Here is a 13,793-nt window from a genome sequence, read left to right on the forward strand (position 1 = left end):
GCGGATCGGAGGAGGTAGCCGTGAAGGGTTTCCGCGAGCCGGTAGGCGAGCATCCTGCAGAGGTGTACTGGCGCCGGCGCATCGTGCTCGCGGTCGCGCTCGTGGTGCTGGTGCTCATCGGCAAGCTCGTCTGGAGCGCGGTCGCCTCGGGCGTCGAGCCCGAGAGCTCGGCGAGCAGCTCGCCCGAGCCCACGGTCACCGCCTCGGCGGAGTCCGATGCGGAGGCGACGCCCCGGGACGACCCCGAGGCCGAGCCGGAGACCACCGACGAGGCCGAGGCCCAGGCCGACGAGGCCGCCATCGAGGAGGTCTCGAGCGAGCCGGAGCCGAGCCCCGAGCCGAGCGAGACCACGCCGGTCATCGGCGCCTGCGGGAAGGACGACATCGCTGTGGCGCTCGGCAGCAAGGCGTCCATCGCGGCCGAGGCCGTCACCTTCGACGTCACCGTCACGCAGACCGGCGACGAGCCGTGCCTGCTCGACGCCGCCGAGGGAGCGAGCGCGCTGCTCGTCACCTCCGGCAGCACCCGCATCTGGAGCTCGGCGGACTGCGAGGCGACCGCGACGCTCGCGGGCAAGGAGTGGCTGCTCGCCTCGGGCAAGAGCAAGACCTTCCAGGTCTCGTGGCCCCGCGCGTGGAGCTCCGAGGGCTGCGGGGTGCCCAGCACCCGGGAGCCCCAGCCGGGCACCTACTGGGCCGAGCTCACGTTCCAGGGTCAGACGCCGGACGCCATCCCGTTCGTGCTGTCCTGAACCGCCGCGCTCCGCGATCAGTCGCGCGGCAGGGCGAGGTCGACCACCTCGGCCACCGACGCGACCGCGTGGACTCGCACGCTGCGCGGCAGGCGTGAGACGTCCGTCGACGCCGGCACGATGAGATCGGTGAACCCGAGCCGCGCCGCCTCGGCGACGCGCTGAGAGATCGCGGACGCCGGACGCACCGCGCCCGAGAGCGCCACCTCGCCGACCGCGGCCCATCCCGAGCGGACCGGACGGTCCGCGCGGGCAGAGGCGAGCGCGAGCGCGAGCGCGACGTCCGCGGCGGGCTCGGTCACGCGGGCGCCGCCGACCGTCGACACGTAGATGTCGTCGGCGGCCACCGGCAGCCCCACCCGGCGATGCAGGACGGCGAGCAGCATCGCGACGCGCGAGCCGTCCACGCCCGACGTCGCGCGGCGCGGGTTGGACAGCGCGCTGGGCGCGACGAGCGCCTGGATCTCCGCGGGCAGCGGGCGCTTGCCGTCGATGGTGATGGTCGGGCAGGTGCCCGGGACGGCCTGCGCATCATGAGAGAGGAACAGGCCCGAGGGGTCCGAGACCGACTCGATGCCGGCGTCGACCAGCTGGAAGCACCCGACCTCGTCGACGGACCCGAAGCGGTTCTTCAGCGCGCGCAGCAGCCTCAGCTGGCTGTGCTGGTCGCCCTCGAACTGGCAGACCACGTCGACCAGGTGCTCGACGATGCGCGGCCCCGCGACCGAGCCGTCCTTGGTGACGTGCCCGACGAGCACCATGGGCAGCCCGCGGGTCTTGGCGGCCTGGATGAGAGCGGAGGAGACCTCGCGCACCTGCCCGACGCCTCCGGGGGCGCCCTCGACCTGCGCGGAGGCGATGGTCTGGATCGAGTCGATCATCACGAGCGAGGGCTCCGCCGCGTCGAGGTGCGCGAGCACCGCCCCGAGGTCGGTCTCCGCCGCGAGCAGGACGTCCTGCTCGAGCGCGCCGATGCGCTCGGCGCGGAGCCGGACCTGGCCGGCGCTCTCCTCGCCCGTGACGTAGAGGACCCGCCCGCCGCTGCGCGCCGTGCGCGCCGCGACATCGAGCAGCAGCGTGGACTTGCCGACCCCCGGCTCGCCCGCGAGGAGGATCACGGCGCCCGGGACGAGACCCCCGCCGAGGACACGGTCGAACTCCCCGACCCCGGTCGCCGAACGCGCGGCCGCGGCGGCCGAGACCTCGGGCAGCGGGAGCGCAGGGGCCGAGACGACGGTGGCCTTGGTCGCCGGTCCCGCGGGGGCCGCGCCCGCCTCGAGCACCGTGCCCCACGCCTGGCACTCGCCGCACCGGCCGACCCACTTCACGGCGGTCCAGCCGCATTCGGTGCAGCGGTATCCGGGGAGCGTGCGACGTGTCGAGGTGGCCATGCGCTCACGCTACCGGCGGGCTCCGACAGCCCGGACCGGGCGGTGCGGGCCGTCCGCAGCGGGCGGACACGCCTGGCCTGCGGGCGGCGGCGTGGGCGGCCGCCCCTAGGCTGGGGCGCATGACACGCGACGCATGGGGCTGGGAGCCGGTCCACGAGACCCGGGGCCCGTCGGACGTGGCCCCGTCCAAGCCCGCCGCGCCTCGCGCGCCCGTCGCCGACCCGTCCCCGGTGCCGGTCCCGGTGGACCCCGACATCGACCAGGTGACCGCTCCCCTCCCCGGCCCGGCCGCGGAGGAGATCCTGCCGGAGCCGTGGTCGCCTCTCGACGGCGACCGCGCCCCCGCCGCTGCGACGGACACACCCCGCCGCAGCTCGTACGAGGCGCTCGGCGCCGCCGCGGCCGCGAACGCCGCACTGCACGCCTCCGGAGCCGCGCACACCCCGCTCGCGGGGGTCCCCGTGGTGAGCGGCCTCGCGCATGATCACGACCACGCTCCCGTCTCGGACGCACCCGGCTTCGTCCCGATCTTCGCCGGGGCGGAGACCGCGGGCGCCGCTCCTGCCTGGCACGCGGTCGCCGAGTCGCCCGCGCCGTCGCCGCGCGGGCCGGAGGAGCAGGCGCCCGCCCTCTATCGCCCGCGCGTCGCCGCGACGTCCTCGGCATCGACGGGTCCCGCCCCGTCCCCGGACGATGCGCCGCTTCCCGGCGAGGGTGGCGCAGGCGCCGCCGCGGGCGGCGGAACGCCGGTCGGCGGACCCGAGCGGCGGCCCGGCCGGGCCTGGCCGCTCATCCTCATCGGCCTGATCCTGCTGGGCGCCGCCTTCGCCGCGGCGTGGCTGCTCCTGCTCCGCCCCGAGGCCGTCACCCTGCCCGAGCAGAGCGTCCTCACCGCGCCGTCCGAGCCTGCCGCGAGCACGCTGGAGCCGTTCGTCGCCGAGGACCCGACCCCGTTCCTCGCGGCGATGCCCACCGTCGCGGGCGACTGGACGCTCACGGACGCGACGCCCATCGACGTCGACGAGGACAAGGCGCTCCCGGACCGCGTGGCCGAGGGCTACAGCCTCACCTACTCCGACGGCACCGCGACGGTCGTGGTGCGCGCGCGTCAGCTCTACTCCGAGGACGACGCGGCCAAGGCGCTCACCAAGGCCGCGGGTGAGGGAGCGGCCATCGACGACGCGACCGTCGCGGGCACCGTGGTGGGGCTGCGCACCGAGCGCAGCCGCGAGCAGGACGACCAGGTGCTGTGGACCAACGGCAGCGCCTACTTCGTCGCCGTCGGCGACCGCTCCGACATCGACGACCTGCTGAGCACGCTCGGGCTATGACGGGATCCGCGGCCTCGGCGTCGCGCGGCCGCGGGCCGCGCGGCGGAGACGCGGACACGCGCGGCGACATCCTCGCGGCGGCGGCCCGGATCTTCGGCGACAAGGGCTACGCCGCATCGTCCCTGCGCGCGATCGCGCGCGACGCCGGGGTCGACCCCGCGCTCGTGCGCCACTACTTCGGCACCAAGCAGGAGCTCTTCATCGAGGTGATGCGCCCGCTCGAGAGGGACGATGCGCGGGTGGCCGCGCTCGCCTCGCTCCCGCCGGAGCGGCGCGGCGACGCGCTGCTCCGCCTCGCGCTGTCGCTGTGGGAGGACCCGGTCGCGAGCGTCCGGCTGCGCGCGGTGCTCGCCTCGGCGGTGTCCGCGGCGGAGGTCGGGCCGACGATGGCGTCGATGATGCTGCGCGACCTCCTGCTCCAGCTGGTCCGCGAGGACCGCGCGCTCGAACGCGCCGCGGCGTGCGCGACCCAGCTCACGGGGCTCGCGTTCGGACGCTACGTCCTCGCGATCCCCACGCTCGCGGAGGCCTCGGTCGACGAGCTGTCGGCGATCTACGCGCCGACCCTCCAGCGCTACCTGGACGGCGATCTCGACGCTCCCCTCCCCGGAGGCGAGGCGGACGTGCCGCGATAGGTTGGACGCATGAGCACCTCCACGACCACGTCCCCCTCGCACCTGCCCGCGGTCGCCGTCATCGGCGGCGGAGTCATGGGCAGCACCCTCATCACGGCGATGAAGGTCGCCGGCTGGCCGGGCGGCTCCATCACGGTCGCGAACCGCGGCGAGGAGAAGCGGGCCGCGCTGGTCGAGGCCCACGGGATCCGCGCGACGGCGGACGCCAAGGAGGCGGTGGAGGGCGCGGGCATCGTCGTGCTCGCGGTCAAGCCGCAGCAGATGGCCGACGTGCTCGCCGACATCGCGGAGGCGATCCCCGCCGGAGCGCTCGTGCTCACGGTCGCGGCCGCGCTCCCCGCCTCGTTCTACGAGGAGCGCCTTGCCGCCGGCACCGCGGTGATCCGCGCGATGCCCAACACGCCGTCCCTGGTGGGCCGCGGCGCGACGTCGATCTCCCCCGGCGCTCACGCGACAGAGGAGCACCTGCTGCTCGCGGAGGCCATGCTCCGCGCCACCGGGCTCGTCGTCCGCGTCCCCGAGGACCTCATCGAGGCGGTCACCGTGGTCGCGGGCTCCGCCCCCGCGTACTTCTACGCGATCACCGAGGCGATCACCGAGGCGGGCGTGATGCACGGCCTCGACCGCGAGCTGTCCTCGCTGCTCGCGCAGCAGACCTTCACCGGCGCGGCCCAGCTGCTCGCGGAGTCCGGCGAGACCCCGCAGGAGCTGCGCCGCCGCGTGAGCTCGCCCGGCGGCGTCACGCTCGCGGCGCTCGAGGCCATGACCAACGCCGGCCTCCAGGGCGTGATCTCCGCGGGCGCGAACGCCGCGGTCGCGCGCACCAAGGAGATGAGCGCCCAGCTCGCGGGCTGAGAGCCCGCGACGCACGGAACGCCGGCCGGGACGTCCCGGCCGGCGTTCCGCGTCATGCGGCGGGTCCGATGCGGACGCGCCTCACGCCTCCGCGCGCCAGCGCCACGCGATGACGACGATCGCGACGGTGGAGGCGATCTCGAGCGCCGAGAAGTAGCCGTAGTAGGCGGTGAAGGAGCCGACGAAGAGCGTCGCGACCTGCACGAGCGTCATCACGGAGCCGCCCACGATCGAGGCCCAGCGCGCGAGCCCGCGCGAGCCGATGCGCGCGATCAGGACGTTGGAGATCGGGATCGTCATGAGCACGGACGCGCCGAGCAGGAAGCCCTGGCCGTAGTCGCCCATCGCCCCGGTGCCGTCGAGCGTGTCGCGGATCACGTCCTTGTCGAAGAAGCCGATGACGTCGCAGTAGAGGTAGTTGAGGATCGCGAAGAGCCACAGCGCGGACAGCAGCGTGCGCGGCTGCCGATGCGGGGCGGTCCTCGCGGAGGCCGCCGAGGCGGTCGCTGACGGGACGTCGGTGGTGGCGGTGGTCGAGTTCATGGCATCCCCCCGGATCTGTTCTTACACCGTAAGGCGACCATACGCCGTAAGATTCGGGAAGGCAACAGGAGGTCGCGTGTCCGTCGAGCAGGCCAAGGAACCGCTGACCCGCGCCCGCATCCTCGACGCCGCCGTCAGGCTCGCCGACGCCTCCGGCATGCGCGCGGTGACGATGCGGGCGATCGGCGACGAGCTCGACCGCGAGGCGATGTCGCTCTATCACCACGTCGCCGACAAGAAGGCGCTGATCGCCGGGATGGTCGACACCGTGGTGGCCGAGGTCGCGGAGTCAGGGCACGCGATCCACCGCGGCGACTGGCGGTCGACCGTGCGCGACCGCTGCCTCGAGGCGCGCCGCATCATGCTCACGCACCCCTGGGCGCCCAGCGTCATCGCGCAGCAGGAGGAGTCTCCCGCGTCCGCGTTCGCCCTCTACGACGACCTCGTGGGCACGGTGCTCGAGGCCGGCTTCGACCACGCCCTCGCGCATCGTGCGATCCACGCGCTCGGGTCGCTGGTGCTCGGGTTCTCGAACGAGCTGTTCGACCCCGCCCCCGGCGGGGACGTCGAGCCGGACGAGGAGGCGATGCGCGCTATGGCCGCGACCTTCCCGCATCTGCTCGAGATGGCCGACATGGAGCTGCACGCCGCCGAGGGTGCGCTCAGCATGTGCGACACCCAGGCGGAGTTCGAGTTCACCCTGGGGCTGGTGCTCGACGGCCTCGAGGCGCGACGGGCCGCGCTCGCCTGAGGCGCGCGGCAGGGCCCGCGGCGGGACGCACGCGCCTCAGGAGGCGTTGCAGACCAGCGGGCCGGCCGCGGGATCGTCGCCCACACCGACCCAGCCGAAGGTCGCGGACGCGCCGGCCGCGAGCGTCGCGCTCCAGCCCGTGGGGCTCACCGATCCGCCCGACTCGACCACGCCCCAGATGTCGGCGGCCCCGTCCCTCACGACGGTGCCCGCCGGCAGCTCGACCGACCAGTTCGAGACGTCCACGTTGGCGGTCACCGTGACATCGGCGACGTAGCCGCCTTCCCAGCTGTCGCGGACCGTCAGCATCGCCGTGCACGCCCCCGAGCCGAGCGTGGGGGTCGGGGTGCCGAGCGCGCCGTCCGTGGTGACGTCGGTGCCCACCGGCGGGTACGCGTTCGCGACCAGCTCCGCGAACTGCGCCGGGAACCACGCGCCGGAGATCGGCGCATCGGGCAGCGCGCCCGTGAGCTGCCCGCCCAGGCGGTCGCTCTCGTACGCCGGATCGCACATCTGATCGAAGGCCTTGCCCTGGTCGTTCGCGATCAGCCGCGACGAGCCGTCGGACTCGCCCGGCGGCTTCACCCACATGAAGGCGTCGAGGTGCGCGTCCGGGTAGCCCTCGGGCGAGGCCTCGGGCCTCATGCCCAGCCCGGCCCCCGCGGGGTTGCACCACGCGCCGCGATGGACGCGACGGTCCACGCGCGACTCGTCGACGTAGGTCTCCAGATCGGTCGAGGACGATGCCGCGGTCGGGCGGGCGGTGCCGCCCCAGCCGTTGCGGCTCGTGTCGATCACGATCCCGGTGGACTCGGCGAAGCCCGCGGCGGTCGCGCGCGACCACAGGTCCGCGGCCCACGAGACCTCGTCGATGTCGGGGTTGGTCTCGTAGAAGGACGCGTTGCGCACCTCCTGACCGCCCACCGTGTCGGTCGCATCGAGGAAGGGCTCCTCGAGCGGCGTGGTGTTCGCGGTGTCGGTGACGAAGCCGTCGATCGAGCCGAAGCCCGCCTGCGTCTCCTGCGCGATCTCGGCGAACAGCGCGACCGCGCCACCCGCGTTGTCGGGCCAGCCGAGCCATCCCGAGTGCGCCGCGTCGAGGTACGAGTACACGTGCCCGAGCCGCGCGAAGGAGTCGAGCGCGTACACGACGCCCTCGCGGTAGTAGGGAGCCGCGTCCTCGCAGCGCGAGTCGGTGGCGTTGGTGACGAGGTTGGGGAGCGAGTCGGGCTCGACAACGGCCACGATGCGCAGGTCGGCGTACTCCTCCCGCGCGAGGATCTCCGCGATGACGTCGATGTAGTCCTCGCGGTAGCGCGCCATGTCCGCGTCGGTCGCGGACAGCTCGCCGCTCGACGCGAGCGCGTAGCAGTCGCGCCCGGGCAGGTCGTAGATCACCAGCGTCACGACCACCGGCGCGCCGTCCTCCGCCGACTCCGCCTGCCGGAGCGCGGCGTCGAGATGCGCCTCGAGCCCCCGCGCGTCCGAGGTGCCTTCGATCGCCGCGATGCGGTCGAGCCAGACCGCGGTCGGCTGGTTCGCGACCGCCTTCATGCTCGCCGCGAGCACGGCGTCGGTGGACTCCCCGGCGGTCTCGCGCACGTTCGTGGACCAGTCCTCGTTGACGTACATGACCGCGCCGTCGTACGGGTTGTCGACGTGGTCGTCGCCGCCGATCACCATGGTCGCGTCGGATCCGTCGGAGGCGGAGGCCGTGGGCGTCGGGCTCGGATCGTCGTCCCCGCCGGTGCATCCGGCGAGCGCGAGCACCGCGATGACAGCTCCTGCGATTCCCGGCGTGACGCGCATGCCGCTCCCTCCCGTCGACGCGCCCAGCGTATCCGCAGTGGGGCCGTCGCCGGCCATCGGGAAGGGCCGATGCGGCGAAGCGGCGGCGTCAGGCGGCTTGGGCCACGCGGATGGCCGAGGCGGCGGTCTCGACGTCCTTCGCGTCGTTGTAGACGTAGAAGCCCAGACGCGCCCGGCCTCCGCGTGCGGCGGCCCTGATCCCGGCCCGCGAGAGAGCGCGCGGGTCGACTCCGGCGACCGAGACGATCGGCGAGTCCCCGGCGGGAAGGCCCACGAGCGCGCGGAAGTCGTTCGCCAGGCCGACGCTGTGGCGGCCGATCTCCTCGACGCCCTGGCGCACCAGCAGCTCGAGCGCGACGGCGCCCGCCTCGACCAGCTGCCACGGCGGGGACGTGTCGAGACGCCGCGCGGTGGCGCTGAGCGCGACGTCCGGGCCGTAGAGCGAGTCCCACGGCGCATCGGACCCGTACCAGCTCGCGCCGACCGGGCGCACCCAGTCCGCCTCCGGCCGCACCGCCGCGAGCGCGATGCCGCGCGGGGTCCCGAGCCACTTGTACGTGCTCGTCACCGTGACGTCGAAGTCGCGCGCGCGCATCGGCATCCAGCCGGCGGAGTGGCTCGCGTCGACGAGCGTGCGCGTGCCCGAGGCGCTCGCGGCCGCCGCGAGGGCGTCGAGGTCGAGCACCGCGCCGTCGGCGGACTGGACCGCGCTCACCGCGACCAGGTCGGCGCCCCGGCGGGTCTCGGCGACGATGCGCGCAAGCGGCACCACGACAACCTCGAGACGCGGGTCCGCGAGGAAGGGCAGGCACACCGACGAGAAGTCGCCGTCCGCGACGACGACGCGCGCGCCGTCGGGGAGCGACGCCGCGACCATCCCGACCACCTGCGACGTGGAGCCCGCGAGCGCGACGTCCTCCGCCTGCGCGCCCACGAGGGTCGCGTAGGCGGCCCGCATGCGCGCGACCGACCCGTCGAGCGCGACCGGGTCGAGCGTGCCGTGCTCCCAGGCGCGCACCGCGCGGCGCAGCGCCGTGGCCGTCGCCCGCGCGGGCCGGCCGTACGAGGGCGTGTCGAGATACCCGGGCGCGGGGCGGAAGGCGGAGGCGATGTCGAGCATGAGCCCATGTTCGGGCGTGGGCAACACCGCGACAAGATGCTGTCGACCGCACCTAGACCTCGATGTCATCATGGTCCGGTGATCGACGTCGAGCGACTCCTCATCCTGCGCGAGGTCGCGCGCCACGGCTCCAAGGCCGCCGCCGCCCGCGCCCTGCAGCTGAGCGAGCCCACCGTGGCCCACCATCTGCGCGCGCTCGAGCGGCGCGCGGGCGTCCCGCTGACCGTGCGCGCCGGCCGCGTCACGCGTCTCACGCCCACGGGCGATGCGCTGGTCGCCCACGCCGACGCGATCGCCGCGAGCCTCGAGGACGCCGAGCGCGCGCTCCATCACCACTCGGACCTCAAGGTGGGCACGCTGCGGATCGCCGCCTTCACCTCGTTCTGCGCGACCGTCCTGCCCCGGCCGCTGGCGCAGTTCGCGCGCACCTACCCGGGCATCGAGATCGGCCTCGAAGAGACGGAGACGGATCCGGCGCTCGACCTGCTGCGCTCGGGAGCCGCCGACATCGCGGTCGGATTCTCCGACGCCGCCACGCCCCCGCCCGTCGACGTTCCCACCACCCCGCTGGGCCGCGACGAGTACCTCGCGATCCTTCCCGAGTCCCATCCCCTCGCATCGCGGCCCGTGGTCGAGATGGGAGCGCTCGCCGAGGAGCGCTGGATCTCTGGCTGCGTCCGCTGCCGCACGCATCTGTTCGCCGCGGCGGGCGAGGCCGGCTTCGACCCGCACATCGCGTTCATCACCGAGGACTACATCGCGGCGCAGCGCCTCATCGCGGAGGGTCTCGGCGTCGCGCTGCTCCCGCGCATGGCCCTGGATGCGAGCCCGGCGATCCCGGGCATCGTCGCCATCCCCACCCGCGCGGCGACGTACCGCGACATCTTCCTCGCGCTGCCCGGCTCGCCCGCTCCCGCGGCCCGCGCCTTCGCGGAGCTGCTGGTCACGGGCCTGTAGACGCCGCGAGGCCCCCGGAGCTGGCAGTCTCCAGGGGCCTCGTGCGATCGACCGGGTCGGCGTTGGCAGCCGCCTCCCGGGTTGAGCCGAGAGGCGTCCACGGCCTCTCTCCGGCCCGGCGATGCCGGTCATCAGATCCGGAGCGCGCCGGCCGCTCGTCCCGATGCGGCCCCTCCGGGAGGAGGAGAAGGACCGCATCCGTGGGACGAGCCTGCCGGCGACCATGGACGCCTCTCGGCTCAGGACCCCTGGGGGGTGGGTGGTGGGGTCCCTGGGATCCATACAACCGACGCCGCCTGGGAGAACGCTGGGAGCCGGTCGCGAGATTCCCTGGAGTGCCGCGCCCCGGCGGGCCGGGGAGGCACGACGCCGGCGCATCGTCCCTCATCGGGGACGATGCGCCGGCGCGTGCGGAGCGGCTGGCGGAGGGCGTCAGCCCGCGGTCACCGTGCCGAGCTCGGAGGCGCCGGACGCGCCGTCACCGAGCAGCAGCCCGTGGAAGGCGTCCCCGCTCACCGTGCCGCCCGTCGAGACGGTGTAGCTCTCGCCCGACACGATGCCGTCGGCGGAGAGCACCACCGACTGCGAGACCTTGCCGGTCGTGTAGGTGGCCACCTGGTTCCCGTCGGAGTCCGACACCGTGATGGTGGTGCCGGCCTCGATCGCGGAGGCGAAGGCGATGGTGAGCACTCCCTGGCCGTCGGCCTCGGGCGCCTCGAGCATGCCGGAGGAGCCCGACGCGACCAGGGTGCCGCCGCTGATGGTGAACTCGCCGTTGGTGTCGACCGCGCCGTTGCCGTTGTTGGTCGGGCCGTCGATCACCACGGTGCCGCCGGTCATGACCGCGTCGCCGTTGGAGTCGAGCCCGTCGCCCTCGGCGTCGATGTACCAGGTGCCGCCGGTGATCTCGAGCTCAAGGCCCTCCTCGGCCTGGTCGAAGCCGCCCATGCCGCCACCGCCGCCCGCGACCGTCGTCGCGTCGGTCGCGCCGTCCGTGGACGATGCCGTGGTCGTGTACGCCGCGGTCGTGGCGGTGGTCGCGGTGTCCTCCGCGTCGGTCGCGCTCGGGGCCGCGCCCGGTCCGCCGGAGCGGTCGCCGCGGTCGCCACCCATGCCGCCCATGCCGCCGCCGACGTCGGCCGTGCCGTCGCCCCCGGTCGAGCCCGAGCCGGAGCTCACGTTGAAGCCGTCGTCGCTCGACACGATGGTGCCGGAGCCGCCGCTCAGGCGGATGACCCGGCCCTCGAGGCCCTCGTAGGACTGCGTGATGTCGACCGTGCCGTCGAGGATGTGCAGCACTCCGCTGGTGGTGATGCCGTCGTCGTCGGCCGCGATCGAGAGCTCGCCGCCCTCGATGGTCGCCTGGTAGTACGCGTCGATGCCGTCGACGCCCGCGGTGATGTCGAGCGCGCCGCCCGAGATCCACGCGACGCCCACGGTGACGCCCTCGTCGTCGGTCATGTTCTCGTTGTCGGCCTTGAGCCCGTCGCCGCCGGCGTCGACGGTGATGTCGCCGCCGGTGACCACCAGGTAGTCCTTGCCGCGGATGCCGTCGTCCGTCGCGGTGACCGAGATGGTGCCGGAGTCGATGACCAGGCCGTCCTTCGAGGTGATGCCGTCGTTCGCGACGCCGTTGACGGTGAGCGAGCCCTCGCCCGTGATCCACAGGTCGGAGCGGGAGAACAGCGCGGCGTTGGGGCCGTCGTACTCCTCGTCGGTGCTGGCGGTCGCGTCCGCGGCGTCGGAGATGCTGTTGGTCGAGCCGTCCGCGAGCAGGATGATCACCTCGTCGGCGTCCTCGATGTCGAGCGCGCCGGTGTCCGCGGCGGTGATGTCCACGCCGTCGAGGATGAGCGTGACGTCCTTGTCGTCGGTGGCGACCACCACCTGTCCCGCGGTGAGGGTGCCGCTGAGGCGGTAGACGCCGCCGTCGGTGATGGTGACGGTGTCGCCGTCGACGGTGACGCCGTCGACCGCCTCGGTCGCGCCGTCGGCGAGGACCACGTCCACCGCGGAGGACTCGTCGACCGCGAGGTCCTCGTCCTTGACGTCGAGGTCCGCGTAAGCGACCTCGGTGAAGTCGCCGGTCGCGGCGGTCGAGGTGGTCTCGGTGCTGTCGGAGGTGCCGGTGGCGGTGGTGCCCGAGGACGAGGACGAAGTCGAGTCCTCGGTCGCGGTGTCGGCCGTGGTGGTCGAGCAGCCGGCGAGCATGAGGGCGCCGGTGACGATGCCGGCGAAGGCCAGGGTGGGCTTGTTCATGGGGAGCGCCTTTCTCAGGCCGCGAGCGCGGCGGGGTAGAGGTGCCGGCGCAGCGTCCGGGCCCACCGGTTGGACGGGAGCTCGGGCTGCAGCGCGGCGAGGGTGGTGCAGTACTTGGAGACGCGGGCGGGACGGATGCCGCGCGCCCACAGCGCGCGGTCGACGTCGCCGGCCCGCATCGAGGACTTGGTCTCGACGATGAGCGCGCCGCCGAAGCCGATGCTCGGGCCCTCGGCGGAGATGCCGGTGACGTCGGAGTCGACCGTCACGCGGGCGCCGTGCGAGACGAGGGTCGAGCGCTCGTAGCGCGTGGTGAGGACCGGTGCGAGCTCGTCGACCGCGGCGCCGACCTCGGGGAACGAGGCGACGAAGTCGCGAGCCGAGCCCTCGAGGCGGGACTCGCCCGCCGCATCGTCCGCGAGCCATTCGCGGTGCTTGACCGTCTCGCCCTTGGCGGAGCGCAGCTTGACCTCGATCGCGCGGCCGCCCGTGTCGAGGTACTCGCGGGTGCGGACCTTGTAGCGCAGCGGGCGGCGGCGTGCGGCGTCGCGGTACGAGTCGAGCTCGGGGGTGTCGAAGTAGACCGAGGCATAGCCGAACGACCGGGCGCCGTCGATCTCGAGGGCGCGCATCCCGGGGACCTCCGCCATGACCTCGGCCCAGACGTCGGGCGAGACGATGTACTTGCGGTCGACGCGGGTGAGCAGCGCGTACTCGGTCTCGAGCTCGGCCAGCGTGACCGTCGGCAGCTGCGCGAGGCGCTCCTCCCAGGCGGTCATCGCGCCACCTCGGGCGAGAGGGCGACGGAGGCCATGCGGTCCGCGACCGGGCGCTCGGCGCCCTCGTGAAGCGTGTAGCGGACGTCCACCACGGTCGACTCGTTGAGCAGGTCGACCTTGCGGATGGTGGCGTGGTGGACCTTCGCACCGAGCAGCGCCTCGAGGTACTCGGTGGCGCCCTCCTCGGTGGTGAAGGCCTGGTCGAGCACCATGGTCTGCTGGCGCGTGCGGCGGAACAGCGCCGGGTGGTCGCCGACGAAGATGACGCCGAGCAGGACCGCCATGAGCGTGAAGCTGAGCGTGGGCGACAGGGCCGGGAAGCCGCCGAGGAGGCCCAGCGCGATCGCGGTGAAGTAGTACGCGATCTCCGCGTGGTCCATCTCGGTCGAGCGGAGGCGGATGATCGAGAGGACCGCGAAGATGCCCATGCCGAAGCCGAGCGAGATGTCGGCGTTGGTCATCGCGTACGTGACACCCATGACGCCCACGTTGATGGAGAGGAACGCCACGATGAGGTCACGGCGGCGGTGGCGGGGGTAGTACAGGCCGAAGACCATGAGGCAGATCGCGATGAGATCCGCGGCGATGAAGGCGTAGTACGGCATGGTGAC

General features: G+C 73.7%; 13 protein-coding genes. 6 read left to right on the forward strand and 7 right to left on the reverse strand.

The annotated features are described in order from the left end of the window. The first annotated feature begins 20 nt into the window (after nucleotides 1-20). Nucleotides 21-752 carry a hypothetical protein gene (locus TR42_RS12490; protein WP_143058895.1) on the forward strand — a complete coding sequence of 244 codons (732 nt, stop codon included), beginning with the start codon at nucleotides 21-23 and terminating at the stop codon, nucleotides 750-752. Between the two features lie 17 nt (nucleotides 753-769). Here the strand turns inward: TR42_RS12490 and radA are convergent, their stop codons facing one another. Further along, complete coding sequence (gene radA / locus TR42_RS12495; protein WP_042216391.1) at nucleotides 770-2,143, reverse strand: DNA repair protein RadA; 1,374 nt, start codon at nucleotides 2,141-2,143, stop codon at nucleotides 770-772. A gap of 119 nt (nucleotides 2,144-2,262) precedes the next feature. Between radA and TR42_RS12500 the strand changes: the two genes are divergently transcribed. Genes TR42_RS12500 through proC form a run of 3 tightly spaced genes read left to right on the forward strand, consistent with a single transcriptional unit; the run spans nucleotide 2,263 to nucleotide 4,964 of the window. Then, nucleotides 2,263-3,474, forward strand: a complete 1,212-nt coding sequence (locus TR42_RS12500) for a hypothetical protein (protein WP_042216393.1) — start codon at nucleotides 2,263-2,265, stop codon at nucleotides 3,472-3,474. Continuing rightward, nucleotides 3,471-4,109 (forward strand): TetR/AcrR family transcriptional regulator, encoded by a 639-nt coding sequence (locus TR42_RS12505; protein WP_042216395.1) that lies wholly within the window; start codon nucleotides 3,471-3,473, stop codon nucleotides 4,107-4,109. Before TR42_RS12500 ends, TR42_RS12505 begins: the two co-directional genes overlap by 4 nt. A 9-nt stretch (nucleotides 4,110-4,118) precedes the next feature. Beyond that, on the forward strand, nucleotides 4,119-4,964 hold the full coding sequence (proC, locus tag TR42_RS12510) for a pyrroline-5-carboxylate reductase (RefSeq protein ID WP_042216397.1): 846 nt from the start codon (nucleotides 4,119-4,121) through the stop codon (nucleotides 4,962-4,964). 81 nt (nucleotides 4,965-5,045) lie between these two features. Here the strand turns inward: proC and TR42_RS12515 are convergent, their stop codons facing one another. Next, nucleotides 5,046-5,507 carry a DUF6326 family protein gene (locus TR42_RS12515; protein WP_052406089.1) on the reverse strand — a complete coding sequence of 154 codons (462 nt, stop codon included), beginning with the start codon at nucleotides 5,505-5,507 and terminating at the stop codon, nucleotides 5,046-5,048. Nucleotides 5,508-5,583: 76 nt separating this feature from the next. Between TR42_RS12515 and TR42_RS12520 the strand changes: the two genes are divergently transcribed. Then, the gene (locus tag TR42_RS12520) at nucleotides 5,584-6,258 is read left to right on the forward strand and encodes a TetR/AcrR family transcriptional regulator (protein ID WP_042216399.1); all 675 of its coding nucleotides are present in this window, start codon (nucleotides 5,584-5,586) and stop codon (nucleotides 6,256-6,258) included. 36 nt (nucleotides 6,259-6,294) lie between these two features. Here TR42_RS12520 and TR42_RS12525 read toward each other — a convergent pair whose 3' ends face one another. Both TR42_RS12525 and TR42_RS14890 read right to left on the reverse strand, forming a co-directional pair. Next, nucleotides 6,295-8,067 carry a glycoside hydrolase family 6 protein gene (locus TR42_RS12525; protein ID WP_052406092.1) on the reverse strand — a complete coding sequence of 591 codons (1,773 nt, stop codon included), beginning with the start codon at nucleotides 8,065-8,067 and terminating at the stop codon, nucleotides 6,295-6,297. 88 nt (nucleotides 8,068-8,155) lie between these two features. Next, nucleotides 8,156-9,187 carry an aminotransferase class V-fold PLP-dependent enzyme gene (locus TR42_RS14890; protein WP_042216401.1) on the reverse strand — a complete coding sequence of 344 codons (1,032 nt, stop codon included), beginning with the start codon at nucleotides 9,185-9,187 and terminating at the stop codon, nucleotides 8,156-8,158. Nucleotides 9,188-9,265: 78 nt separating this feature from the next. Between TR42_RS14890 and TR42_RS14895 the strand changes: the two genes are divergently transcribed. Further along, nucleotides 9,266-10,144: a LysR family transcriptional regulator gene (locus TR42_RS14895; protein ID WP_161786648.1), complete on the forward strand. Its 879-nt coding sequence runs from the start codon at nucleotides 9,266-9,268 to the stop codon at nucleotides 10,142-10,144. Between the two features lie 432 nt (nucleotides 10,145-10,576). Here TR42_RS14895 and TR42_RS12540 read toward each other — a convergent pair whose 3' ends face one another. The 3 genes from TR42_RS12540 to TR42_RS12550 are packed head-to-tail and all read right to left on the reverse strand — an operon-like array spanning nucleotide 10,577 to nucleotide 13,787. Further along, nucleotides 10,577-12,403 (reverse strand): carbohydrate-binding domain-containing protein, encoded by a 1,827-nt coding sequence (locus TR42_RS12540; protein ID WP_042216404.1) that lies wholly within the window; start codon nucleotides 12,401-12,403, stop codon nucleotides 10,577-10,579. A gap of 14 nt (nucleotides 12,404-12,417) precedes the next feature. Continuing rightward, entirely contained in the window at nucleotides 12,418-13,182 is a 765-nt protein-coding gene (locus tag TR42_RS12545; protein ID WP_042216406.1) for a polyphosphate polymerase domain-containing protein, read from the reverse strand. Next, a complete protein-coding gene (locus TR42_RS12550; RefSeq protein ID WP_042216407.1) occupies nucleotides 13,179-13,787 on the reverse strand; it encodes a DUF4956 domain-containing protein in 609 nt (202 codons plus the stop codon). Before TR42_RS12550 ends, TR42_RS12545 begins: the two co-directional genes overlap by 4 nt. Nucleotides 13,788-13,793: the final 6 nt, after the last annotated feature.

Source organism: Demequina mangrovi (assembly GCF_000759715.1).
Classification (GTDB): Bacteria; Actinomycetota; Actinomycetes; order Actinomycetales; family Demequinaceae; genus Demequina; species Demequina mangrovi.